Here is a 23,681-nt window from a genome sequence, read left to right on the forward strand (position 1 = left end):
CACCACCCGGAGGACGCATGCGCGAGGAGAACGCCACCCCGAAACCCGGCGATTTTGACGACGGCTACTCCCGCCGCTCGGTCCTGCGCTCGGCGGGGATCGCCGGAGCAGGGCTCGGCCTGGGCGCCTTCGGCGCCTCCCAGGCCCAGGCGGCAGACACCGGGGCGGCAGGGTCCGGCGCCACGGCGGAAGCCGCACCGGCCGCACCGCCGCGGCGCGGCAGGACGATGATCGGCGTGCCGTTCGGGAGCCACGGCACCGTACGGGTCGGGATCGTGGGCCTCGGCAACCGCGGCGGCAGCATGATCGACCTGTTCCTCGCCCAGCCCGGCGTGCAGGTGACCGCGCTCTGCGACCCGGTCAGGGACAAGGTCGAGCGGGCCGCGAAGAAGGTCACCGAGGCCGGGCAGCCGGCGCCCGCCACGTACACCAAGGGCGACCACGACTTCGAGCAGCTCTGCGCCCGCAACGACATCGACTTCGTCTACGTCGCCACCCCCTGGGACTGGCACTTCGAGATGGCCAAGTCGGCCATGAAGAACGGCAAGCACGTCGGCGTCGAGTGCCCCGTCGCGATGCGCGTGGACGAGCTGTGGGAGCTGGTCGACCTCTCCGAGCGCACCCGCCGGCACTGCATGCAGTTGGAGAACTGCGCGTACGGCCGCAACGAGATGCGGGTGCTGCGCATGGCGCACGCCGGGCTCTTCGGCGACCTGCTGCACGCCGCCGGCGCGTACAACCACGACCTGCGCGGGCTGATGTTCGACCCCGACTACTACGAGGGCCCCTGGCGCCGGCTGTGGCACACCCGCCTGCTCGGCGACCTCTACCCGAACCACGGCTTCGGCCCGGCGGCCAACTACATGGACGTCAACCGCGGTGACCGCGTCACGCACATCGCCAGCTTCGGCACCCCGGCGCTGGGCCTGGCCGAGTACCGCGAGGAGCGCGTGCCTGCCGGCGACCCGAGCTGGAAGGAGACGTACATCGGCAGCGACCGCACCTTCAGCATGGTGCAGACCGCCAGGGGCCGGGTGATCCGGCTGGAGCACGACGTCTCGACCCCGCACCCGTACAGCCGGATCAACTCCCTGGGCGGCACCAGGGGCGTCTTCGAGGACTACGAGCCGCGCATCTACCTGGAGCCGATGCACACGGACGACCAGTGGCACGACTTCGGGGAGTTCGCGGAGTACGACCACTGGCTGTGGAAGGAGCACTCCAACCCGCCCGGCGGCCACGGCGGCATGGACTACATCATGATCTTCCGGCTGATGCAGTGCATGCGCCTGGGCCTGGTCCCGGACTTCGACGTCTACGACGCCGCCGTCTGGACCGCGCCCGTGCCGCTCAGCCACCAGTCGATCAAGGCGGGCGGCCGGCCCCAGCAGATCCCGGACTTCACCCGCGGCGGGTGGAAGGACGAGCGCTCCGGCGTGGACTCGGAGAAGCCCGACGAGGCGTGAGCGCCGGCCGGCCGGCGCGGCGCGCCGCCGCGCGCCCGCGCCCCTAGCCGGCCAGGGAGGCCCGGTCGCCCATCACGGCGACCGGGTCCTTCCGCGGATCCAGCGTGCGCAGCAGCTCCGTCATCCCGGCCTTGGAGATGCTGACGCAGCCGGACGTGCCGCTGCCGTGGTCCATGTGGAACCAGATCGAGCCGCCTTTGTCCTGCCCGCGCGGGCGGGTGGGGTCGAGCGGCGACGTGCCCTTCACGCGGTTGTAGTCGATGGCGATGACGAGGTCGAAGTCGTTCCAGTGCGTCTTCGGCCAGTAGTGGGGTGCGGCGAAGGCGGGGCTCTGGAGGTACGGCAGCTTCGCGCCCGGGTCGGCGAGCACGCCGCCGGCGTCCGAGAGCGTGAACACCCCGACGGGGCTGCGCTTGTCGCCCTCGCGGTGGTCGGGGGTCCAGCCCTTCTTGCCGTTGTGCGCGGGCCAGCTCTCCCGGCGCTGCCAGTTCTTGCCGTGCTTCTCGTAGAGCACGACGGTGGCGTCGGCGGAGTCGGGGCCCTTGCCGTAGACGGCGACGGCCTGGCGGGAGTCCTCGGGCACCTTCCCGTTCAACCGGGCGCCGACGCCGGGGATACGGCCCGGCGGGGTGGCGGGCTCCGCGCCCGCACCGCCCCTGTCGCCGCCGTCGCTGCCGCTGCCGTCGCTGCCGCCGCCGGAACCGCCGCAGCCGGCCAGCAGAAGCAGTCCCACCACCGCGGCGGCCGTCCGGCGCGGCAGCCGCCCGCTCGTCCCGTACGCACGCATGGACCCATGGTCACACGCCGCCCCTCGCGGTGTGCCGGGCGGCCCCGCGGGCCGTGGCCGCAATGGCACGCCGCGGGGGAAAACCGGTTGAAAACCCGCCCGTAAACCGCCAGCCTTGCACGGCTCACCCACACCCGAGACGACCCTTTGGGATGCCATGCAGCTCCGCGACCTGCCGCATACGGACCCCGGGGAACCCGACGTCCGCTCCGGCCGCCACTTCCTCGTCTGGCTCGGCCGCATGCAGCTCGGCGGCCAGGTCTCCGCGCTGCTGTGGGGTCTGGTGTGGATGCTGCCCATCGGCGCGATGCCGCTGCCCGTGGGCATGGCCGTGCAGGCGGTCGTGGACCGCGACGGCGGGCGGCTGGCGGTCGCCGGCACGCTGCTGATCGTCTTCGGCGCGCTCATCGCGCTCGGCGACAGCATGCTGCACCGCGCGGCGGTCACCAACTGGATCACCGCCGCCTCGCGGGTGCAGCAGTTGCTGGCCCGCAAGGCCGCCGAGCTGGGCTCGGTGCTGACCCGGCGGGTGGCGGCCGGCGAGGTCGTCGCGGTGAGCACGGGCGACGTGGAGAAGATCGGCTGGTTCGTCGAGTCGTTCTCGCGGTTCACCGCCGCGCTGGTCACCGCGCTCGCCGTCGCCGCGGGCCTGGTCGTCTACGCGCCGGAGCTGGGCGTCGTCGTCGCGCTCGCGCTGCCGGTCCTGGCGCTGGCGCCGCTGCCCCTGCTGCCGTACGCCACCGCCGCGCCGACGACCAGCGGGCCAAGGCCGGCCGGGCGACCGAGCTGGCCGCGGACACCGTGGCGGGGCTGCGGGTGCTGCGCGGCATCGGCGGCGAGGAGCTGTTCCTGGACCGCTACCGGGAGGCGTCGCAGGAGGTGCGGACCGCGGCGGTGCGCAGCGCGCGGATGTGGGCGCTGATCCACGCCGTGCAGGTGGCGCTGCCGGGGGTGCTGCTGGTGATCGTCGTCGGGCACGGGGTGGGTCTCGCGCGCAGCGGGACCATCACCGTCGGCGAACTGGTCACCGTCTACGGGGCCGTGACGTTCCTGCTCTTCCCGATGCACCACTTCGCCGAGGTGGCGATGGCGTACTCCTTCTCCCGGCCGTCCGCCAAGCGCGCCGCCCGCGTGCTCGGGCTGGCCCGTACCACCACCGGCGGCACCGGCACCGACCACGGCGCGCTCGCCGGGGAGTTGCACGACCCCGCGACCGGGCTGCGCGCCGGCGCCGGGCGGCTGACCGCCGTGGTCTGCGGCGACCCGGACGCCGCGGGGCGGCTCGCCGACCGGCTCGGCGGGCACCCGGCGGAGCCGGGCGAGCTGCCGTCGGTGCGGCTGGGCGGCGTGGAGCTGGACGACGTGCCGCTGGCCGGGGCGCGGGCGGCGGTGCTGGTGCAGGACAAGGATCCGATGCTGCTGTCCGGGACGCTGGCCGACCTGCTGGACGTACCGGCGTCCGGGTCGGTGAAGCCCGCCGCGGCGCTCGCCGCCGCCCAGTGCGGCGACGTGCTGACCGCGCTGGCGCAGGCGGCGGCCGGGCTGCCGGACGGCGACGGGGCGCCGATGGGCGCCCCGATCACCGAGCGCGGCCGGTCGCTCTCCGGCGGCCAGCGCCAGCGCCTGGCGCTGGCCCGGTCGCTGGTGACCGACCCGGAGGTGCTGGTGCTCGACGAGCCGACCTCGGCGGTCGACTCGCACACCGAGGCGCGTATCGCCGAGAGCCTGCGGGAGATCCGCGCGGGCCGTACGACGGTGGTGTTCACCTCCAGTCCGCTGCTGCTGGACCGGGCGGACACGGTGGTGTTCGTGCAGGACGGGGCGGTGCTGGCCGAGGGCCCGCACCGCGAGCTGCTGCACGGCGACGTCGCGTACCGCGCCGTGGTCACCCGGGAGACGGACGACGAGCAGGCGGCCGGCGGCGTACGGGACGGCGATGGCAGGAGTGCCGGAGCCGGAGCCGTACGCGACGAGGGCGGCGTACCGCAGATGATGGAGGAGACCGCATGATCGGCGTGCGACCGCCGGAGTACGACCCGGCCGCACCGCGCACCGCGACCACCCTGCCGGTGGGCGCGCCGGCGACCGTGCGCGGCTACGTGGCCGAGCTGCTGCGCCGGCACCGGACCGCGTTCCTGCTGCTGATCGCGGTGAACGCGGTCGCCGTCATCGCCTCGATGGCCGGCCCGTACCTCCTCGGCGGCCTGGTCGAGGACCTGTCGGCGGGGGCCCGGGACCTTCATCTGACGCGCGCGGTGGTGCTGTTCTCGGTCGCGCTGGCGCTCCAGGCGGTCTTCATCCGGCTGGTGCGGCTGCGCGGCGCGATGCTCGGCGAGCGGATGCTCGCGGACCTGCGCGAGGACTTCCTCGTACGGTCCGTGGGCCTGCCCCCGGGCGTGCTGGAGCGGGCCGGGACCGGCGATCTGCTGTCCCGTATCACCACCGACATCGACCGGCTGGCCAACGCGATGCGCGAGGCCGTGCCGCAGTTGACGATCGCGGTGGTGTGGGTCGGTCTCGTGCTGGGCGGCATGGTGGTGATGGCGCCGCCGCTGGCCGTGGCGGTGGTGCTGGCGGCGCCGGTGCTGCTGGCGGGGTGCCGCTGGTACTTCAAGCGGGCGCCGAGCGCGTACCGCTCGGAGGCCGCGGGGTACGCCGCCGTGGCCGCGGCGCTCGCCGAGACGGTGGACGCCGGGCGGACGGTGGAGGCGCACCGGCTGGGCGCGCGCCGTGTCTCGCTGTCGGACCGGCGGGTCAAGGAGTGGGTGGCGTGGGAGCGTTACACGCTCTACCTGCGCTGCATGTTCTTCCCCGTCTTCAACGCCACCCACATCGTCGTCCTCGGCTCGGTGCTGCTGATCGGCGGCGCGTTCGTCTTCCAGGGCTGGATGAGCGTCGGCGAGCTGACCACGGGCGCGCTGCTGGCGCAGATGCTCACCGAGCCGGTGGGCATGATCCTGCGCTGGTACGACGAGCTCCAGGTGGCCCAGGTGTCGCTGGCCCGGCTGGTGGGCGTACGGGACATCGAGGAGGAGCCCGGCGACGCGGCCGTGCGGCCGGGCGGCCGGGACGTACACGCCGACGAGGTCCGCTTCGGCTACCGCGAGGGGGCCGACGTGCTGCACGGCGTCTCGCTGCGGGTCCGGCCGGGCAGCCGGCTGGCGCTGGTCGGTCCCTCGGGCGCGGGGAAGTCGACGCTGGGGCGGCTGCTGGCCGGGATCTACTCGCCGCGGCGCGGCGAGATCCGGCTCGGCGGCGCGGAGCTGGCGCGGATGCCGGCGGAGCGGGTGCGCGAGCACGTGGCGCTGGTCAACCAGGAGCACCACGTGTTCGTCGGCTCGCTGCGCGACAACCTGCGCCTCGCGCGCACCGAGGCGGGCGACGCGGAGCTGTGGGCGGCGCTGGGCGCGGTAGACGCGGGCGAGTGGGCGCAGGCGCTGGACGACGGCCTGGACACGGAGGTCGGTTCGGGCGGCGCGGCGCTCACCCCGGCGCAGGCGCAGCAGATCGCGCTGGCCCGGCTGGTGCTCGCCGACCCGCACACGCTGGTGCTGGACGAGGCGACGTCGCTGCTCGACCCGCGGGCGGCGCGGCACCTGGAACGCTCGCTGGCCAAGGTGCTGGACGGGCGCACGGTCGTGGCCATCGCCCACCGGCTGCACACCGCGCACGACGCGGACGTGATCGCGGTGGTCGAGGAAGGCCGCATCAGCGAGCTGGGCAGCCACGACGAACTGGTGGCGGCGGACGGCGCGTACGCCGCGCTGTGGCGGTCCTGGCACGGCTGACGGCTCCGCCGGCGCGCCCCGCTGCGCGCCGGGGGCTCCGCGCCGATCAGGCGCCGGCTATCCGTACGACGCGCTTGCCGCGGCTGTGGCCCGTCTCCACCGACCGGTGGGCGTCCGCGATGGCGTCCATCGGGTATGTCCTCGCTCGCTGGATCAGCGAGCGGTACGACGCGCTCCCGTCGCCGGCCAGCCAGAACTGGAGCGCGGCACGGACCGCCCCGACGGCCGCGCAGGCGGCCAGCCGGGGAAAGAGGTCACTGCGCGGGTCCGTGCCGGTGCGGGCGGCGATCTCCGTGACCAGCTCACGCTCCAGCGCGGCGTCGGCCCGGAGGTATTCGGCCTCCAGGGAGGGGGTGCTCCTGATGAGCAGCACCCACTGGCGCCACCGGTCCAGCCCGTCCTCCGGTGGCACGAGGGCGACGACCGACTCGCTGATGACGTCCCACAGGGGCTCGTCGGACGCGTGCGCGGCGATCTCCCCGCGGAACGCCTGCACCCGCGCGGTGAGCAGGGAGACGACCGCCTCCTCCTTGCTGGAGAAGTAGTTGCTGGAGGTACGCGGAGAGACCCCGGTTTCCGCCGCGATCTCCTCCACCCGCACCTGCCCGAAACCACGTTCGACGACGAGTTCGAGAGCCACTTCGCTCAGCGCCGTCCTCGTGGCCGCCTTCCCCTTCTCCCTGAGACCGACGGGAGACTCCGGACCGCTTGGCATGACGCCACGCCACAGAAATACTGCGTGCCGCGCACATTTGCAGAGCGCGCAGCTTGTTCGCCCGGGCGGCCGGACAGCGCTCAGCCGATGACCCCCATCGCGGTGAGTCCGCCGGCGGTGCCGGCCAGCATGAAGACCGGCATCAGTATCTTCAGCTCGATCCAACTGCCGGCCCGGAAGCGCATGAAGCGCGGCGGCCCGAGCGGGTACCAGCGCTTCCGCCCCACCGGGATCGGCCACAGGATGGGGCAGCCGGAGACGGTCAGCGCGTCGCCGACGTCGTGCACGAGGGAACCGAGGACGATCGGCAGGCCCAGCCACAGGTACTCCTGGCCCGGCTCGGTGAACAGCCAGCCGGAGCCGTTGCCCGGCTCGTCGAGGATGCCGGCGAGGATCCAGGCGCTGGCGGCGCCGAGCAGCCATACGAGCACGTCGCTGGAGACCCGGGCGGCCCGCCACAGCAGGCCCTCGACGGCCAGCACCATGTGGACGAAGAGGATGCCGAGGACCGCCCACCGGCCGCCGAGCACCGCGAGCGCGGAGAAGCCGGCGCCGATCAGCACCGCCCACAGCCAGGTGTGCGTCAGGGTGCGGTGGCCGCCGGAGCGGCGCGGGTCGCCGCGCTTCTTCGTCGCCCTGTAGACGGCGGCGGAGAGCTTGTCGATGACGCCGCAGAGCATGCGGGACAGCGGGCCGAAGGCGCGGGAGATGGTCGCGGACTTGTGGTCCAGATCGGGCGCCAGGGCGGCGCCCGCGCAGATGAGGGCACCGGCGACGAGCACGGGCCAGGGCATCTCGTGGCCCGCCGCGGTGGCCGCCGCGCCCACCCCCAGCCACGCCGCCGCCCCCGAAAGCGAGTGCGCTGGACCCATCATGAACGTCCCCCCGTCCCTCGTACGCCCCTGCGGTGAACGGCCGTTGGCCCCACCCACGCCGCCCGTCGGCGGCACAGCCTAGCGTGGGTGATCTTCACACATGCCGGGGGTTCACACTTCGGCGACGGCGGCAGGCAGTATGGACGGGTGACCCTTATCGATCAGATGCCGCCCACCGCCGACCCCGACGACCTCTTCGAGGCGTTCTCCTCCTGGACCGAGGAGCGGGGCATCTCCCTCTACCCGGCGCAGGAAGAAGCTCTGATCGAGGTCGTCTCCGGCTCGAACGTGATCCTTTCCACCCCCACCGGCTCCGGGAAGTCGCTGGTCGCGGCCGGTGCGCACTTCGCCGCCCTGGCCCGGGACGAGGTCTCGTTCTACACCGCGCCGATCAAGGCGCTGGTGTCGGAGAAGTTCTTCGACCTGTGCAAGATCTTCGGCACGGAGAACGTCGGCATGCTCACCGGCGACGCCTCCGTCAACGCCGACGCGCCCGTCATCTGCTGCACCGCCGAGGTGCTGGCGTCCATCGCGCTGCGCGACGGCCGGGACGCCGACATCGGCCAGGTGGTGATGGACGAGTTCCACTTCTACGCCGAGCCGGACCGCGGCTGGGCCTGGCAGATCCCGCTGCTGGAGCTGCCGCAGGCGCAGTTCGTGCTGATGTCCGCGACGCTCGGCGACGTCGCCCGCTTCGAGGAGGACCTGGCCCGGCGCACCGGGCGGTCCACCGCGGTGGTCCGCTCGGCGACCCGGCCCGTCCCGCTGTCGTACGAGTACCGCACCACCCCGCTGACGGAGACGCTGACGGAGCTGCTGGAGAACCGGCAGGCGCCGGTGTACATCGTGCACTTCACCCAGGCGCAGGCGGTGGAGCGGGCGCAGGCGCTGATGAGCATCAACATGTGCAGCCGCGCCGAGAAGGACGAGATCGCCGCCCTCATCGGGAACTTCCGCTTCACCACCCGGTTCGGCAAGCAGCTCTCCCGCTACGTCCGGCACGGCATCGGCGTCCACCACGCCGGCATGCTGCCCAAGTACCGGCGGCTGGTGGAGAAGCTGGCGCAGGCCGGGCTGCTGAAGGTCATCTGCGGCACCGACACCCTCGGCGTCGGCGTCAACGTGCCCATCCGCACGGTGCTGTTCACCGCGCTCACCAAGTACGACGGCAGCCGGGTGCGCACCCTGCGGGCCCGCGAGTTCCACCAGATCGCCGGGCGCGCCGGGCGGGCCGGCTTCGACACCTCCGGGCTGGTGGTGGCGCAGGCGCCGGAGCACGTCGTGGAGAACGAGAAGGCGCTCGCCAAGGCCGGCGACGATCCGAAGAAGCGCCGCAAGGTGGTGCGCAAGAAGCCGCCGGAGGGCTTCGTCAACTGGTCGCAGAACACCTTCGAGAAGCTCATCGCCGCCGACCCCGAACCGCTCACCTCCCGCTTCCGGGTCACCCACGCCATGCTGCTGTCGGTCATCGCCCGCCCGGGCAACGCCTTCACCGCCATGCGCCGGCTGCTGGAGGACAACCACGAGCCGCGCCGGAAGCAGCTCCGGCACATCCGCCGCGCCATCGCGATCTACCGCTCCCTCCTCGACGGCGGCGTGGTCGAGCAGCTCGACGAGCCGGACCCGCAGGGCCGCATCGTGCGCCTGACCGTCGACCTCCAGCAGGACTTCGCGCTCCAGCAGCCGCTGTCGACCTTCGCGCTCGCCGCCTTCGACCTCCTCGACCCCGAGTCCCCCTCCTACGCCCTCGACATGGTCTCCGTGGTGGAGTCCACCCTCGACGACCCCCGGCAGATCCTCGCCGCCCAGCAGAACAAGGCGCGCGGCGAGGCGGTCGCGGAGATGAAGGCGGACCGCGTCGAGTACGAGGAGCGGATGGAGCGGCTGATGGACATCGGCTACCCCAAGCCGCTGGAGGAGCTGCTCTCCCACGCCTACGGCCTCTACCGCAAGAGCCACCCGTGGGTCGGCGACCACCCCCTCTCCCCCAAGTCGGTCATCCGTGACATGTACGAACGGGCCATGACCTTCGGCGAGTTCGTCTCCTTCTACGAACTGGCCCGCACCGAGGGCATCGTGCTGCGCTACCTCGCCAGCTCCTACAAGGCGCTGGACCACACCGTGCCGGACGAGCGGAAGTCCGAGGACTTCGAGGACATCGTCGCCTGGCTCGGCGAGATGGTCCGCCAGGTCGACTCCAGCCTGCTGGACGAGTGGGAGCAACTGGCCAACCCGGCGGAGGAGTCCGCCGAGGAGGCCATGGAGCACGCCGACCAGGTGCGCCCGGTGACGGCCAACGCGCGCGCCTTCCGGGTCCTCGTACGCAACGCGCTCTTCCGCCGGGTGGAGCTGGCGGCGCTCGACGACGCGGACGAGCTGGGCGCGCTGGACGAGGAGTCCGGCTGGGACGCGGAGCGCTGGGGCGAGGCACTGGACGCGTACTGGGAGGAGTACGAGGACATCGGCACCGGGCCGGACGCCCGCGGGCCGCGGCTGCTGCGGATCGAGGAGGACCCGCAGCACGCGCTGTGGCGCGTCCGCCAGACCTTCGCCGACCCGGAGGGCGACCACGACTGGGGCATCTCCGCGGAAGTGGACCTGACCGCCTCCGACGCCGAGGGCCGCGCCATCCTGCGCGTCACCGACGTCGGCCCGCTGAGCGGGCCGAAGGGCTGACCCGCCCCACGCACCGCCAAGCGGGTCGGCGGGCAGCGGGCAGCGGGCAGCGGGCAGCGGGCAGCGGGTCAACGAACGGCACTCGGCAGACGGCAGTCGGCGCACCGCGGGTCAGCGGCCGAGCGGTCCGCAGTCGGCGGGCCAGGGGCCGGCGGTCAGCGGTCAGCGTCGGCGGGTCTGCCACCCCGCCGGCCGGCCACCCCGCCGGCCGGCCGCCGCGCCCCCGACGCCGCAGGCCCCGGCCGCGCACCGACGACCTGCCGGCCTCCGACCGCGCCCTCCTTCAGCTAGGCAGTCCCACAAGCCCGCCCGGGGCCGCCCCGCGTCAGCGTGGCAGGCCCGTGCGGCGTCTGCGGCCGGCGCGCAGCCAGTTGAGGCTGCCGCGCCGTGGTCGCGCCGACCCCGCGGGGCGCGCCGGCGGCGCGCCTCCCGGGGGTGCACCGCCAGGTGGCGCGGCGGGGGCCGGGAGCGGGCTCGCGGGCAGCAGCGTCCGCTCGACCCGTGCCGCGTTCAGCTCCACCGCCAGGCCGAGCCGGAAGCCCAGCGCCTCCGCGTCGGACTCCGCCAGCAGCACGCCCTCCGCCACCCGGCGGGCCGCCTCGCTGCCCCCGCGCACCGGGGCGACCAGCTCCGCCCGCCGCTCGACGACGCACGCCCGCTCCCCGGCGTCGGGCACCTCCTCCGCCAGCTCCGCGTCGCTCAGCACCGCCGCGTACGCGCCCGCCCGCTCCCACGGATCCACCCGCTCCGCGAGAAGCTGCTCCACCCGCCGCTGCCGCCAGCCGCGGGCCCGGCCGTCCGCGCCGTCGGCCAGCTCCCCGCGCATCGCCGGCGGCAGCACTCCGCGCAGCAGCCCCGGCTCCCGCTCCCCGAACTCCGCCACCTCCGCGGCGAGATACAGCCAGACCACGACCCGGTACCGGTTCACGTAGAACCGCGCGGGCGCGAAGCACCCCGCCCGCGCCAGCCGCGTGAACCGGACGGGCGAGATGCCCAGCTCCTCCGCGCCCGCCACCGTCCCGACCAGCCGCAGCCGCTCACGCAGCGCAGCCGGCTCCGCTCCTGCCCCGGCGCCCCCGGCGCCGTCCTGCGCCCGCAGCCGCGCCACCTCGGCGCGCGCCACCCGGCGCCGCTCGCCGGCCCGCCGCGGCGGCTCCGTCAGCACCAGCCCGAGCTGCACCGCCAGCTCCAGGTCACGCGGCAGCAGCCCCAGCTCCGCCGCCGCCCGGCCGAACGGCAGCGGCTCCGCCCGCTCCCCCGCCCCGCCGACCGTCCGCGCACCCGCACCCGCACCCGCACCCGCACCCGCATAAATCCGTACCGCCATGACATTTCCCCCGTCGTCGCTCGAAAAGCCCCTTCGCGGTTACTCTCAGTGACGACTGTAGCGCGTCGCTCCCCGCCCCGCCTCCCCCTGTGGATAACGTGCTCCCATGGGCGAGAAGATGACCGACGAAGAGTGGCGCACCTTCGTCTCCGCAGGCACCCGCACCGGCAAGCTGGCCACCGTCCGCGCCGACGGCAGCCCCCACGTGGCCCCGATCTGGTTCGTGCTCGACGGCGACGACTTCGTCTTCAACACCGGCGTGCACACCGTCAAGGGCCGCAACCTCACGCGCGACGGCCGCGCCGCCCTCTGCGTCGACGACGAGCGCCCGCCGTACTCGTTCGCCCTGCTCTCCGGCAGCGCCCGGCTCAGCGAGGACCTGGACGAGATGCGCCGCTGGGCTACGACCATCGCCACCCGCTACATGGGCGGGCAGCTCGCCGAGGAGTACGGCGCGCGCAACGCCGTCCCCGGCGAACTCCTCGTCCGCGTCCGCATCGACAAGGTGGCCTCCGAAGCCCGCGTCGCCGACTGACACCGCCCGGCGCGCCGGGCACAGCTCATCCCACCGGCTCCGTGCCGACCGTGTCGAGCAGCCGGGCGGTGTGCACCCGCCCGGCGTACTCGACCAGCCTGATCAGCACCTCCTTGCCGGAGTCGCGGTCGCGGGCGTCGCACAGCACGACGGGCGTGCCCTGATCGAGGTCCAGAGCGCGGGCGACCTCGTGGGCGCCGTAACTGCGCGACTCGGGAAAGCAGTTCACCGCGACGATGAACGGGATGCTGCGGTGCTCGAAGTAGTCCACCGCCGGGAAGCAGTCCTGAAGCCTGCGGGTGTCGGCCAGCACGACCGCGCCCAGCGCGCCGGTGGCCAGCTCGTCCCAGAGGAACCAGAAGCGGTCCTGACCGGGCGTGCCGAACAGGTAGACCGCGAGCCCGGCGCGGATCGTGATCCTGCCGAAGTCCATCGCCACGGTGGTCGTGTTCTTCTCGTCCACGCCGCCCGTGTCGTCGACGGCCGTGCCGACCTCGCTCAACTGCTCCTCGGTGCGCAGCGGACGGATCTCGCTGACGGAGCCGACCAGGGTGGTCTTGCCCACCCCGAAGCCACCGGCGATGAGGATCTTCAGCGCCAGCGCGTCGTCGACCCTGCGGTCAGAGGGCGCGGAGTCCATCGATCACTTCTCTCAGGATCTTCTCGTCTGGAAGTTGCGCGGGCGGTACGGGCCTGCTGACCCGTACGCAGCCGAGTTCGACCAGGTCGCCGAGGAGCACCCGTACCACACCTACCGGCAGATCGGTCTCCGCCGCCAGCTCGGCGACGGACTGGGTCTCGACCCGGCAGAGGTCGACGAGCGCCAGGTGCTCGGGACCGAACGTCTCGGTCTCCTTCCCCGCGGCCTCGAACGCCTCTTCCTCCAGGTCGATCAGCGCGATGAGGTCGAACCGCACGGTGGTGGTCACCGGCCGGGTCCGGCCTCCGGTCATCGCGTACGGGCGGACCAGGGGACCGGCCTCGGCGTCATACCAGTGACTGCCGTGGTGCGGAGGGGTGCCACTCATATCTTCAGTCATAACGTGTCACCGCCGTGCTCAGCCCGGATTCCGCGGCTTCGCTGCGGCCGTTCTCGGTGCGGTGTATAGATGCTCGCCCACCCGTGTGACCAGGCGGGCCATCTCGTACGCGACGAGACCCATGTCCGCCGTCGCGGCGCTGAGTACGGCAAGACAGGAACCGTCCCCGGCCGCGGCGACGAAGAGGAAGCCGTCGTCCATCTCGACCACCGTCTGCCGCACGCCGCCGGCGCGGAAGTGCCGCCCGGCGCCCTTGGCGAGGCTGTGGAACCCGGACGCGACCGCCGCCAGGTGCTCGGCGTCCTCGCGGGAGAGGGTTCTGGAGTTGCCGACCGCCAGGCCGTCGCCGGAGAGCACCACGGCGTGACGCACGTCGGCGACGCGCCGGACCAGGTCGTCCAGCAGCCAGTCGAGTCCCCCGGATCTGTACGTTTTCACGGTGTCGGGCTCGATCATGGGCGATCTCCTTCCCTCGGGGTGTGCGCGGTCTCGTCCGACTCCCGGCGCTCGCCGTCCGGTTCGCCGTCGTACGGGCGGCCCGCGGGGAGGCCGCCGCCGCGTAACCAGCCGCTGCGGTAGGCGGCCATGCGTGCGCGCGCCTCTTCCGGCGTGCGCTCCCGCGGTGCGCGGGCACCCGCGGCGCCGGGCTCCCCGTCCGCTCCGGCATCCGCCTCGCCGGTCCCAGCCGCGCCGTCCGCGCCGTCCCCGGCGTCCGTGCCGCAGCCGTCCGGGTCCGGCTCCAGGCGCAACTGCGGCGCCATGCTGGCCTGTCGTACGCGCCTGGGCAGCTCCGTGACGTCCCCCGGCGACTGGACGGCAGCCGCCTCCTGCCCGGCGCGCCCGGCGAACGCCGCGGCCCCGCCCGCGGCGGCCCCGTCCGCCGTCTCCGTGCCCGGGGCCGCCCCCGCGCCGCCCCCGGGCACGCCGTCGGCCGCCCCGCCGGCCGCCCCGTCCGCCGTAGCACCCGCCAGACCCACGCCCAGCCGGGCCCGCAGCAGGACGGCGTCCTCCCGCGAGGCCAGCACCGGCCGGTCGTCCGCCGGACCCACGGCCGGCCCCCCGCGCGCCGGCCCCGCGCTCCGCGGCCCCGGCAGCGCCCGCCCGGCCCGCCGCTCCGGCAGCCCGTTCTCCGTGACGGGCCCACCGTTCTCCACGACGCGCCAGCCGTCGTCCCCGACACGCCGGCCGTCGTCCGCGCCGCCCGCCCCGCCGCTCCCGCCCGCCCCGTTCCGCGACGGCATCGCGGGTGACCCCGGCAGCCCCGGCAGTCCCGCCGCCCCGGACCCGCCCGGCACCGGCGGGAACGGCCGCGACGGCAACCCGTCCGACCCCCCGGCCACCGGCTCCGGTCCCCCCTCGACCGCCGCCTGAAGCAGCGCCGTCGGCAGCAGCACCACCACCGTCGTCCCCCCGTACGCCGACTCCCGCAGGCTGACCTGGATCCCGTGCCGCGCCGCGAGCCGGCTGACGACGAACAGCCCCAGCCGGTCGCTGTCGAAGAGGTCCAGCGCCTCCGACTGCCGGATCCGCCGGTTCGCCGCGGCCAGCGCCTCCTTGCCCATGCCCAGTCCGCGGTCCTCGACCTCGATGGCGAAGCCGTTGCCGACCTGCTCCCCGTAGACCCGCACCTTGGTGTGCGGGGGCGAGAACTGCGCGGCGTTCTCCACCAGTTCCGCCAGCAGATGCGTCAGGTCGGCCACGGCCGCGCCCACCACGGCCGCGTCCGACAGTGCCCGCACCTCCACGCGCGCATAGTCCTCCACCTCGGAGACCGCGGCCCGCACCACGCTCTGGAGAGGCACCGGCATCCGCCACGCGCGGCCGGGAGCCGCGCCGGAGAGGATGATCAGGCTCTCGGCGTGCCGCCGCATGCGGGTGGTGAGGTGGTCGAGCCGGAAGAGGTCGTCCAGTTCCTCGGGGTCCTCGGCGCGCCGCTCCATGCTGTCCAGCAGGGCGAGTTGGCGGTGGACGAGGACCTGGCTGCGCCGGGCGAGGTTGACGAACACCCCGGAGATGCCGTTCGCCAGCTCGGCCCGCTCGACGGCGGCGCGCAGCGCCGCCCGGTGCACCGTGGTCAGCGCGTCGCCGACCTGCGCCATCTCGTCGTCGCCGGGATCGCCCCGGGGCGCTTCGCCGGCGATGTCGATCTCCTGCCCCGCGCGCAGCCTGCGCATCGCGTACGGCAGCTTGCGGCGGGCGAGTTCGAGCGCGGAGTTGCGCAGCCCGACGAGTTCGACGATCAGGCCGCGGCCTATCCGCACCGAGATGAGCAGGGACGCGGCCACGGCGGCCAGGCCGAGGACCGCGGCGGCGCCCGAGGGGGTGAGCACCCCGTCGGGGACGGGGTCGGTGCGGCCGGCCGCGGCGTGCTCCCGGCCGACGTCGCGGAAGGCGCCGGCCACGTCCGCGTACGGGCCCGCCCACTTTCCGGCCGGGGCGGCGGCGACGGCGTCGGCGCCGGAGTCCGCGGCGGTCACGGCCTCCTCCAGCGCCCCGAGGGTGCGGTACGCCTCGCTCTCGCGGGCCCGCCGCCACACCTTGGCCTCGTCGCCGCCGAGGTCGGCGGCCGAGCCCTGCTCCAGCGCGGCGCGGGCGGAGCCGGCGGCGGCGAAGGCGCGGTGGTGGGCGGCGCTGAGCGAGCCGCGCACCTGCCCGGCGGCCAGGAGCGCGTCCTCGCGGGCGAGCATCTCGCCGGCCCGGGCGAGGTCCAGGACCACGCGGGCCTCGGACGCCGCTCCGGCGTCCTGGATGCCGGTCAGCGCGCCGGAGACGCCGAAGGCGCGGTCGACGGCCGCGGTGTACTGCGTGTACGTCCGGGACCAGCCCGTCGTACGCGCCTCCACCTCGGCACGCAGCCGGCCCAGCGACTCCGTCTCCGTGACGAAGTCGTGGAGCCGCCGGGCGACGTCCCCGGGCAGGTCGGCGCCGTCGGCGACGGTGTGCCCGCCTTCGAGCCGCAGCCGGTCGACGGCCCGGTCGCTGCGGATCGTCGCCGCCCCGTAGGCGCCGCGGCGCTCGTCGCCGGGTCCGGCGAGATAGCCCGCCGCGGCGCGCCGTTCGTCCTGGAGCGCCGCGACGGCGGCGGCGAGCGGCTGGCGCACCCGGGTCTCGATCTCTTCGAGCTGGCGCAGCCGGGAGACGTCCTGTGCGGTGCCGACGGTCGCGTAGCCCCACAGCGCGATCAGCGAGACGACCGGCACGGCCAGCAGGCAGATGACCCGGGCGCGTACGGTACGGGGCCCGAGCCGCCGGCGCCGCCCGCGGTGCCCGTTCGCGGACGGCGTCTTCTGCGCACCGGGCCCCTCTAAACCCCCGGAAGCCTCCGATCCTGCGGAACCCCCGGTGCTCTCCCCGTCCGGCAGGTACGCGCGCTCCCGGCCGCCCGGCCCCGGCCCGGCCTTCTCGGCGCGCGGCCCCGCGTGCGCCCGCCGCCCGCGCGCCGGCGCGGGCACCGGCGGCGCGGCACCACCGTCCGGGCGCCCCGCGGGCCGCTCTGACGGGGTACCGGACGGGCCGCTCGGCGGGGTGCTGTCCGGGGTTCGCATGGCCACCTCATATCGGGTTTGCGGGGGCCGGCCCACTCCCGCGGGGTCCGTCCGGCCGGTGTGCGGGCGCGGGGCGGCCCTAGGCCGCGCCTGGCGCCCGGGTCAGGCGCTGGGCGGAGACGGTGGCGGCGCGTTCGGCGGCGGTCGGGGTGAGCGCGACGAACGCCGAGGTGAGGAAGAGGTACGAGCCGAGGCCGAGGGCCAGCGGGAAGACGAACTGCGTGGCGGTGGCCCCGGTCAGGGCCTCGGGCGAGGGTGCGACGGTCACGGACACGGCGGCCATCCCGGTGTAGTGCATGCTCGTGACCGCCGCCCCCATGACGAGGGAGGCGAGCCCCACGGCAAGCGGTGAGCGGATGTTGAGCGCGGCCCACAGCGCGGCGGTGGCGGTGGCCACCGCGATGAGGACGGAGAGCGCCGCGGCCGGGAGGTCGTAGCCGACCGAGCCGTGCAGGCGCAGGGCGGACATCCCGATGTAGTGCATGGCGGCCACGCCCAGGCCGGTGGCGAGGCCGCCGGCCAGCAGGGCGGCGCCGCGGGCGCGGCCGTGGCCGACGGCGAAGGCCCCGGCACCGGCGACCGACATGGCGACCACGAGGCTGAGGACGGTGCGGGGGATGTCGTAGCGGATCTCGGTGCCGCTGACGCTGAAGCCGAGCATGGCGATGAAGTGCATCGTCCAGATGCCGGTCCCGATGGCGGAGGCGGCGGTCAGCAGCCAGTTGCGCCGGGAGCGGGCGGTGGGGGCCGCCAGCGCCTGGACCGTGCAGCGCAGCCCGAGCGCGGCGCCGATGCACGCCATCGCGTACGAGAGGACGGGTGTCAGCCACCCGTAGGCTGCGTGGTCGAGGTGTCCCATGTCTCAGGGACGCTAGTCCGGTTGGGGGCGCACGACCGGGGCGCATGCCAAACCTGACTGAATTTGACAGAGTCATGCTCTCGGCCGATCAGGCCAAGCCTAAAGAGGCACAACTCTGGCAAATTTGTTATGGCATATGCCTCGCGGTCGCGTGCCTCCGCGAGAGGGGCGCACGGTCAGCGGCCGAGCTCCTTGCGTGACACCCTCTTGAGCCTGCGGCGCTGGCCGGGGTCGAGGGCCAGGTAAGCGGCCACCGGCACACCGACGATCACCAGCACGGCGATCCAGAACGAGGTCAACCACCACAGCAGCAAGCCGACCGCCACCCCGCCGGCCGCGACCTTCCCTCGATTCGACATCTTCCTGCCTCCCACAGCGGCGGCACACCGCCCTCGACTGGGGAACGGCCGCGCCGCTCCCCCGGTTCCTTTATCCCATGACCGGAGCCGGAGGGCGTCATACATGTGGATGAGGGGCCCATTACGGGACGGGAGCCCGTTACGGGACAGGCGGGGTCCGCAGCGGCTCGCCGACCTCGTGCATGTGCTCCAGCGCCAGCCGGTACGACTCCACCGCGCTGGTCTGCGCGTACGGCAGCCCGAGCGACGCGCAGTGCGCGCGCACCAGCGGCTGGACGCGGCGCAGGTTCGGCCGGGGCATGTTGGGGAAGAGGTGGTGCTCGATCTGGTAGTTCAGCCCGCCCATGAGCCAGTCGGTGACGGCGCCGCCGCGCACGTTGCGGGAGGTGAGCACCTGGCGGCGCAGGTGGCCCCAGTCGTCGTCGCCCGACTCGGGCATCTCCATGCCCTTGTGGTTGGGCGCGAAGCACATCCCCAGGTGCAGGCCGAAGACCGCGTGCTGCACCAGCGCGAAGACGACCGCCTTGCCGGGTGACATGGCGGTCAGCAGCAGGGCCGCGTAGCCGATCACGTGGGCGCTGAGGAGGACGGCTTCGAGGCGGCGCTCGCGCGGCTCCTGGAGGCGCAGGTCCTGCCAGCTCGACACCTTCAGCGCGATGCCCTCCAGGAGCAGCATCGGGAAGAACAGGGCCGCCTGGTGGCGGGTGAGCCAGCGGGAGAAGCCCTCGCGCTGCGCGGCCTGGCGCTGGGTCCACACCAGGGCGCCGACGCCGACGTCCGGGTCCTTGTCGACGTGGTTGGGGTTGGCGTGGTGGCGGTTGTGCTTGTCCGTCCACCAGTGGTAGCTCATGCCGATCAGCAGGTTGCCGTGGAAGAGCCCGAGGGCGCGGTTGCTCCGCCGGGTGCCGGCGATCTGCGCGTGGCCGGAGTCGTGGCCGATGAAGGCCGTCCGGGTGGTGAAGACGGCTGCGGGCACCGCGAGGAACAGGGTCCACCACGAGTTGCCGACCACGTGGATCGCGACGCCCGTGGCGGCCAGCGCCAAAAGGGTGATCGCGATGCTGAGCCCGTACCAGCCGCGCCGCCGCCGCAGCAGTCCGGCGGCCTTCACCTCTCGCAGCAGGGGGGTGAACTCCGAACTCCTGGTGGGCGGCGACCCCTTGGGGGTCGGCGTGGCAGTGGCCTGCGGCATGGCGCCTCCGGTCTCTCGGTTCGAGGACCTCGACGCTACGGGACCGGACAGCTCGGCGCGGTGACGTCAGCACCCGGAACGCCCGGGTGCAATCCACCCGGCACAAGGTAGTGCCAGATACACCCCGTGCACCGCCGCCAGCGTAAAAGTGAAGTTGATCACGCTGGCAAGGCGTCCGGATTCGCGAAGCCTGGGGTACTCTCGACCGCCCAGTAGTCAAACTTGAGGAGTGCGTCCGTACGTGACCGCCCTTCCCCCGCTCGCCCGCTGCGCCGCCTTTTTCCTCCCCGCCGACCCCGCCCGCACGGGCCGGATGGCCTTCTGGCTCCCGGCCGCCGACCAGGACGAATCCGCCGCCGGCCCGCCCGGCCACGCCCGCGGCACCCGCGCCGAGCTGACCATCGCCGTCCCCGGCGGCACCCGCGAGGTGCCGGCGCTGCTGCTGCCCGCCGCGGACGCGGTGCCCGTGCTCACCCGCGCGCGGGCGGCGCACGCCGCCGGCGCGCACGGCGTGCACCCGGCGGCCGTGTTCTGGGGCGCCGCCGCGCTGCTGGCGCTGCGGCTCGCCGCCCGCGGCAAGCTGCTGCCGGGGCTGAGCGAGGGCGCGTACGACGCCTGGCGCTGCGGGCCGCTGCCCGAGGACGACGTGCGGCACCTGCGGGAGCTGGCGGCGTCGATGCCGCCGGAGGCGCACGCGGCACCCCTGCCGCCGGCGGGAGGCGCGTACGGAACGGCGGGAGCCGGTGCGTACGCGCCGGAGGGCCGCCCCGGCTCGTACGATCCGGACACCGCCCGCGCCGATGGCCCGGACGACGGCCGCCCCGTGCTCCTGCCCGACCCCGAGCGGCTGCTGCGCGCCTTCCTCGACGCCGTCGCCGACGGCCTGCCCCGCTCCCCCGCCGCCGTGCTCGCGGCCGGCGGCCGGGCCTTCGCCGCGCCCGAGCCGCGGCACGTCCCCGAGCAGCGCGCCTGGGCCGACGACGTCGCCGCCGGGCACGACGCGGGCGTACGGGTCTCGCTGCGCGTCGAGATGGACACCACCGGCGCCCGCCCCGCCTTCCGCGCCGTCGTCCAACTGCACGGCACCGCCGATCCCACCCTCCTGGCCGATGCCGCCGACGTCTGGGCCGGCACCGCCGCCCACTTCGGCCCCGGCGCCCGCATGCAGGCCCTGCTCACCCTGCGTCGCGCCGCCCACGCCTGGGACGCGCTCACCCCGCTGCTGTCGGCCGCCGTCCCCGACGCCGTCGACCTGGGCGACGACGACCTCGCCGCGCTCCTCGGCCCCGGCGCCCGCGACCTGGCCGCGGCCGGCGTCGAGATCCACTGGCCCCGCGACCTGACCCGCCACCTCACCGCCCGCGCCGTCGTCGGCCCCGCCGACGACCCGGAGGGGCGGCACGCCGGCCCCTCCTACCTGTCCGCCGACGCGCTCGTCGCGTTCGGCTGGCGCTACGCGGTCGGCGACGTGGAGCTGACCCGCGCCGAGCTGGACCGGCTCGCCGAGGCGGCCCGCCCGGTCGTGCGGCTGCGCGACCGGTGGGTGCTGGTCGACCCCGAGTCCGTACGCCGTGCGCTGGACCGCAAAAATGCCGACCTGACCCCCGTCGACGCCCTCGGCGCCGCGCTCACCGGCGAGATCGACGACCCGGCCGTGCCCGGCGGGCGCGTCGAGGTCGCCGCGAGCGGCTGGCTCGACACCCTGCGCGAGCGCATCGCCGACCCGGAGCGGCAGAGCGAGCCGACCGTCCCGCCCGCGGCCCTCGCCGCCACCCTGCGCGACTACCAGTTGCGCGGGCTCGGCTGGCTGCGCCGCATGACCTCGCTCGGCCTCGGCGGCTGCCTCGCCGACGACATGGGCCTGGGCAAGACCATCACGCTCATCTCCCTGCACCTCGACCGGCAGGAGCACGACGAGACCGGCGGGCCCACGCTCGTGGTCTGCCCGGCCTCGCTGCTGGGCAACTGGCAGCGGGAGATCGAGCGCTTCGCCCCCGGCACGCCGGTGCGGCGCTTCCACGGCGCCGGCCGGTCGCTGGCGGCGCTCGCGGACGGCGAGTTCGTGCTCACGACGTACGGGACGATGCGGCTGGACGCCGGGCAACTGGCCGGGGCCGGCTGGTCCCTCGTCGTCGCCGACGAGGCGCAGCACGTCAAGAACCCTTTCTCGGCGACCGCGAAGGCGCTGCGCACCATCCCGTCCCGCGCGCGGGTCGCGCTGACCGGCACGCCGGTGGAGAACAACCTCTCCGAGCTGTGGGCGATCCTCGACTGGACCACCCCCGGCCTGCTCGGCCCGCTGCGCCGGTTCCGTACGCGCTACGCGGACGCGGCCGAATCGGGGGTGGACGCCGACGCCGCCGAGCGGCTGGCCCGGCTCGTACGCCCCTTCCTGCTGCGCCGCAAGAAGTCCGACCCGGGCATCGCGCCGGAGCTGCCGCGCAAGACCGAGACCGACCGGGCGGTGGCGCTGACGGCCGAACAGGCCGGGCTGTACGAGGCGGTGGTGCGCGAGACGCTTGCGGAGATCGCCGAGGCGGACGCCATGGTCAGACGCGGACTGATCCTGAAGCTGATGACCGCGCTGAAGCAGATCTGCAACCACCCGGCGCAGTATCTGAAGGAGGACGCCCCGCGCATCCCCGGCCGCTCGGGGAAGCTCGAACTCCTTGACGAGCTGCTGGACGTGATCCTCGCCGAGGGCGGGAGCGTGCTGGTCTTCACGCAGTACGTGCAGATGGCCCGCCTGCTCAAGACGCATCTCGCGGCGCGTGGCGTCCCCGCCCAACTGCTCCACGGCGGCACGCCGGTGCCGGAGCGGGAGGAGATGGTACGGCGCTTCCAGGACTGCCCCCCGGACGAGGCCCCGCCGGTCTTCCTGCTCTCGCTGAAGGCCGCCGGCACCGGCCTCAACCTCACCCGCGCCGGCCACGTCGTGCACTACGACCGCTGGTGGAACCCCGCCGTCGAGGCGCAGGCCACCGACCGCGCGTACCGCATCGGGCAGACCCAGCCCGTGCAGGTGCACCGGCTCATCGCCGAGGGCACGATCGAGGACCGCATCGCGCGGATGCTCCAGCACAAGCAGGGCCTCGCGGACTCCGTCCTCGGCGGCGGCGGCGAGGCGGCGATCACGGAACTGTCCGACGGGCAACTGGCGGAGCTGGTCCGGCTGGCCGGGCCGCGAGGGGGCGAGTGATGACGGAAGCCGAGGAGCTGACCTTCGAGGCGCTGCCGCCGAGCCAGGGCCGCGGGTTCGCCCGCACCTGGTGGGGGCTGGCCTGGCAGAAGGCGCTGGAGGACACGGTGCTGGACGCAACGCTGCTGCGGCGCGGGCGCAAGCACGCCCGTGCGGGCGCCGTGGGCGCGGTCGCGGTGCGGCCGGGGCGGATCACGGCGCGGGTGCTGGGCGCGGACCGTACGCCGTACCGCACGGACGTGCTCGTGCAGCAGCTCGACGACGCCGACTGGGAGCGGCTGCTGGACACCATCGCCGACCGTGCCGGCCACATCGCGGCCCTGCTGGACCGGGACATGCCGCCGGAGCTGGACGAGGACGCGGCGGCGGCCGGGGTGTCGCTGCTGCCGGGGATCGGGGACCTCCAGCCGGAGTGCGGCTGCGGGGAGTGGGACCACTGCGAGCACACGGCGGCGCTGAGTTACCTGGTGGCGCGGCTGCTGGACGCGGACCCGTTCGTGCTGCTGCTGATGCGGGGGCGGGGCGAGGCGAGGCTGCTGGCGGACCTCCAGGAACGGAGCGCGGCGCGGGGCTCCGCGGCGGACGCGGGCACGGCGGGGGACGCGGGCCTCGCGGGGGCGGCCGGGGTGCGGGCGGACGAGGCGTACGCGGCGGCGGGGTCGCTGCCGCCGCTGCCGCCCGCGCCGGAGCCGGTCGCGGAGCCGGGCACGCCCCCGGTGCTCACCGGCGGCACGGAACCGGCGCCGGGGGTGGACGTGGCGGCACTGGAGTTCCTGGTCGCGGACACGGCGGTACGGGCCCGCCGGCTGCTCGCCGACGCGCTGTCGCCGGGCCACGCGCGGACGCCGCTGCCGCGGGAGCTGACGGAGCCGGAGGACGCGGTACGGATGGCGGCGACGGCCGCGCCGGACGGTGCGGGGGCGCGTATCGCCGTACGGCTGGCCGGCGGCAGCGGGCGCGACCGGGGCGGGATGGCGCGTGCGGTACGGGCCTGGCGGCACGGCGGTGCCGCGGGCCTCGCGGTGCTGGAGGACGATTGGACCCCGGACCCGGCGGCCCTGGCCCGCGCGAAGGACCAGTTGGCCGCCGCCTGGGACCCGGACACCCGCCCCGACCTGCGCGCGGCGGGCAGCCGCTGGACGGCGGTGGGCACGGGCGCCCAGCTCCGCTACGGCCGCGACGGCCGCTGGTGGCCGTACCGCAAGGAGGGCACCGCCTGGACCCCGGCGGGCCCCCCGGCCCCGGACCCGGCGGCGGCCCTGGCCACGGTCTTGGAGGAGACCTGACCCGGGGTGCCCCCGCGACGGGCCGCAGGCGG

Annotated in this window: 17 protein-coding genes and 1 pseudogene; 7 read left to right on the plus strand and 11 right to left on the minus strand. The window is 74.7% G+C overall.

The annotated features are described in order from the left end of the window. Window positions 1-17: 17 nt before the first annotated feature. Window positions 18-1,466 (plus strand): Gfo/Idh/MocA family protein, encoded by a 1,449-nt coding sequence (locus tag QBL21_RS19860; RefSeq protein WP_407563568.1) that lies wholly within the window; start codon window positions 18-20, stop codon window positions 1,464-1,466. 43 nt (window positions 1,467-1,509) lie between these two features. On the opposite strand, the gene QBL21_RS19865 is transcribed toward QBL21_RS19860, so the two are convergent. Further along, the gene (locus QBL21_RS19865; protein ID WP_407563569.1) at window positions 1,510-2,253 is read right to left on the minus strand and encodes a L,D-transpeptidase family protein; all 744 of its coding nucleotides are present in this window, start codon (window positions 2,251-2,253) and stop codon (window positions 1,510-1,512) included. Window positions 2,254-2,410: 157 nt separating this feature from the next. Between QBL21_RS19865 and QBL21_RS19870 the strand changes: the two are divergent. Both QBL21_RS19870 and QBL21_RS19875 read left to right on the plus strand, forming a co-directional pair. Further along, window positions 2,411-4,263 (plus strand): annotated as a pseudogene (locus tag QBL21_RS19870) (ABC transporter transmembrane domain-containing protein). Then, window positions 4,260-6,041, plus strand: coding sequence for an ABC transporter ATP-binding protein (locus QBL21_RS19875; RefSeq protein WP_407563570.1), 1,782 nt, complete (start codon window positions 4,260-4,262; stop codon window positions 6,039-6,041). The pseudogene QBL21_RS19870 and the gene QBL21_RS19875 overlap by 4 nt, the downstream one beginning before the upstream one ends. Before the next feature lie 46 nt (window positions 6,042-6,087). On the opposite strand, the gene QBL21_RS19880 is transcribed toward QBL21_RS19875, so the two are convergent. Both QBL21_RS19880 and QBL21_RS19885 read right to left on the minus strand, forming a co-directional pair. Next, on the minus strand, window positions 6,088-6,681 hold the full coding sequence (locus QBL21_RS19880) for a TetR family transcriptional regulator (RefSeq protein WP_407563571.1): 594 nt from the start codon (window positions 6,679-6,681) through the stop codon (window positions 6,088-6,090). 155 nt (window positions 6,682-6,836) lie between these two features. Then, window positions 6,837-7,631 (minus strand): metal-dependent hydrolase, encoded by a 795-nt coding sequence (locus QBL21_RS19885; protein ID WP_407563572.1) that lies wholly within the window; start codon window positions 7,629-7,631, stop codon window positions 6,837-6,839. Window positions 7,632-7,778: 147 nt separating this feature from the next. Between QBL21_RS19885 and QBL21_RS19890 the strand changes: the two genes are divergently transcribed. Continuing rightward, entirely contained in the window at window positions 7,779-10,307 is a 2,529-nt protein-coding gene (locus QBL21_RS19890) for a DEAD/DEAH box helicase (protein WP_407563573.1), read from the plus strand. Window positions 10,308-10,632: 325 nt separating this feature from the next. On the opposite strand, the gene QBL21_RS19895 is transcribed toward QBL21_RS19890, so the two are convergent. Then, window positions 10,633-11,634 carry a DUF6397 family protein gene (locus tag QBL21_RS19895; RefSeq protein WP_407563574.1) on the minus strand — a complete coding sequence of 334 codons (1,002 nt, stop codon included), beginning with the start codon at window positions 11,632-11,634 and terminating at the stop codon, window positions 10,633-10,635. 106 nt (window positions 11,635-11,740) lie between these two features. Between QBL21_RS19895 and QBL21_RS19900 the strand changes: the two genes are divergently transcribed. Then, window positions 11,741-12,169 (plus strand): PPOX class F420-dependent oxidoreductase, encoded by a 429-nt coding sequence (locus QBL21_RS19900; RefSeq protein ID WP_407563575.1) that lies wholly within the window; start codon window positions 11,741-11,743, stop codon window positions 12,167-12,169. A 25-nt stretch (window positions 12,170-12,194) separates the two neighbouring features. On the opposite strand, the gene QBL21_RS19905 is transcribed toward QBL21_RS19900, so the two are convergent. The 7 genes from QBL21_RS19905 to QBL21_RS19935 all read right to left on the minus strand — a co-directional run bounded on the left by QBL21_RS19905 (window position 12,195) and on the right by QBL21_RS19935 (window position 19,164). After that, window positions 12,195-12,809, minus strand: coding sequence for a GTP-binding protein (locus QBL21_RS19905; RefSeq protein ID WP_407563576.1), 615 nt, complete (start codon window positions 12,807-12,809; stop codon window positions 12,195-12,197). Continuing rightward, on the minus strand, window positions 12,790-13,209 hold the full coding sequence (locus QBL21_RS19910) for a DUF742 domain-containing protein (protein ID WP_407563577.1): 420 nt from the start codon (window positions 13,207-13,209) through the stop codon (window positions 12,790-12,792). The genes QBL21_RS19905 and QBL21_RS19910 overlap by 20 nt, the downstream gene beginning before the upstream one ends. Before the next feature lie 18 nt (window positions 13,210-13,227). Continuing rightward, window positions 13,228-13,665, minus strand: a complete 438-nt coding sequence (locus QBL21_RS19915; RefSeq protein ID WP_407563578.1) for a roadblock/LC7 domain-containing protein — start codon at window positions 13,663-13,665, stop codon at window positions 13,228-13,230. Beyond that, window positions 13,662-16,409 carry a nitrate- and nitrite sensing domain-containing protein gene (locus QBL21_RS19920; protein ID WP_407563579.1) on the minus strand — a complete coding sequence of 916 codons (2,748 nt, stop codon included), beginning with the start codon at window positions 16,407-16,409 and terminating at the stop codon, window positions 13,662-13,664. The genes QBL21_RS19915 and QBL21_RS19920 overlap by 4 nt, the downstream gene beginning before the upstream one ends. Before the next feature lie 424 nt (window positions 16,410-16,833). Further along, the gene (locus tag QBL21_RS19925; protein ID WP_407563580.1) at window positions 16,834-17,613 is read right to left on the minus strand and encodes an MHYT domain-containing protein; all 780 of its coding nucleotides are present in this window, start codon (window positions 17,611-17,613) and stop codon (window positions 16,834-16,836) included. 176 nt (window positions 17,614-17,789) lie between these two features. Further along, window positions 17,790-17,972, minus strand: a complete 183-nt coding sequence (locus tag QBL21_RS19930; protein ID WP_407563581.1) for a hypothetical protein — start codon at window positions 17,970-17,972, stop codon at window positions 17,790-17,792. A 139-nt stretch (window positions 17,973-18,111) separates the two neighbouring features. After that, a complete protein-coding gene (locus tag QBL21_RS19935; protein ID WP_407563582.1) occupies window positions 18,112-19,164 on the minus strand; it encodes a fatty acid desaturase family protein in 1,053 nt (350 codons plus the stop codon). Between the two features lie 241 nt (window positions 19,165-19,405). On the opposite strand from QBL21_RS19935, the gene QBL21_RS19940 reads away from it, so the two are divergent. Next, a complete protein-coding gene (locus tag QBL21_RS19940) occupies window positions 19,406-22,363 on the plus strand; it encodes a DEAD/DEAH box helicase (protein ID WP_407563583.1) in 2,958 nt (985 codons plus the stop codon). Next, complete coding sequence (locus tag QBL21_RS19945) at window positions 22,360-23,649, plus strand: SWF or SNF family helicase (protein WP_407563584.1); 1,290 nt, start codon at window positions 22,360-22,362, stop codon at window positions 23,647-23,649. The genes QBL21_RS19940 and QBL21_RS19945 overlap by 4 nt, the downstream gene beginning before the upstream one ends. Window positions 23,650-23,681: the final 32 nt, after the last annotated feature.

Source organism: Streptomyces sp. 184 (assembly GCF_045781775.1).
Taxonomy (GTDB): Bacteria; Actinomycetota; Actinomycetes; order Streptomycetales; family Streptomycetaceae; genus Streptomyces.

What these genes read in the sequence shown, in the direction of transcription:
- QBL21_RS19860 (WP_407563568.1), top strand. Translation starts at nt 18, where the DNA reads ATGCGCGAGGAGAACGCCACCCCGAAACCCGGCGATTTTGACGACGGC.
- QBL21_RS19865 (WP_407563569.1), bottom strand. Translation starts at nt 2,253, where the DNA reads ATGCGTGCGTACGGGACGAGCGGGCGGCTGCCGCGCCGGACGGCCGCC.
- QBL21_RS19875 (WP_407563570.1), top strand. Translation starts at nt 4,260, where the DNA reads ATGATCGGCGTGCGACCGCCGGAGTACGACCCGGCCGCACCGCGCACC.
- QBL21_RS19885 (WP_407563572.1), bottom strand. Translation starts at nt 7,631, where the DNA reads ATGATGGGTCCAGCGCACTCGCTTTCGGGGGCGGCGGCGTGGCTGGGG.
- QBL21_RS19895 (WP_407563574.1), bottom strand. Translation starts at nt 11,634, where the DNA reads ATGGCGGTACGGATTTATGCGGGTGCGGGTGCGGGTGCGGGTGCGGGT.
- QBL21_RS19900 (WP_407563575.1), top strand. Translation starts at nt 11,741, where the DNA reads ATGGGCGAGAAGATGACCGACGAAGAGTGGCGCACCTTCGTCTCCGCA.
- QBL21_RS19905 (WP_407563576.1), bottom strand. Translation starts at nt 12,809, where the DNA reads ATGGACTCCGCGCCCTCTGACCGCAGGGTCGACGACGCGCTGGCGCTG.
- QBL21_RS19910 (WP_407563577.1), bottom strand. Translation starts at nt 13,209, where the DNA reads ATGACTGAAGATATGAGTGGCACCCCTCCGCACCACGGCAGTCACTGG.
- QBL21_RS19915 (WP_407563578.1), bottom strand. Translation starts at nt 13,665, where the DNA reads ATGATCGAGCCCGACACCGTGAAAACGTACAGATCCGGGGGACTCGAC.
- QBL21_RS19925 (WP_407563580.1), bottom strand. Translation starts at nt 17,613, where the DNA reads ATGGGACACCTCGACCACGCAGCCTACGGGTGGCTGACACCCGTCCTC.
- QBL21_RS19930 (WP_407563581.1), bottom strand. Translation starts at nt 17,972, where the DNA reads ATGTCGAATCGAGGGAAGGTCGCGGCCGGCGGGGTGGCGGTCGGCTTG.
- QBL21_RS19935 (WP_407563582.1), bottom strand. Translation starts at nt 19,164, where the DNA reads ATGCCGCAGGCCACTGCCACGCCGACCCCCAAGGGGTCGCCGCCCACC.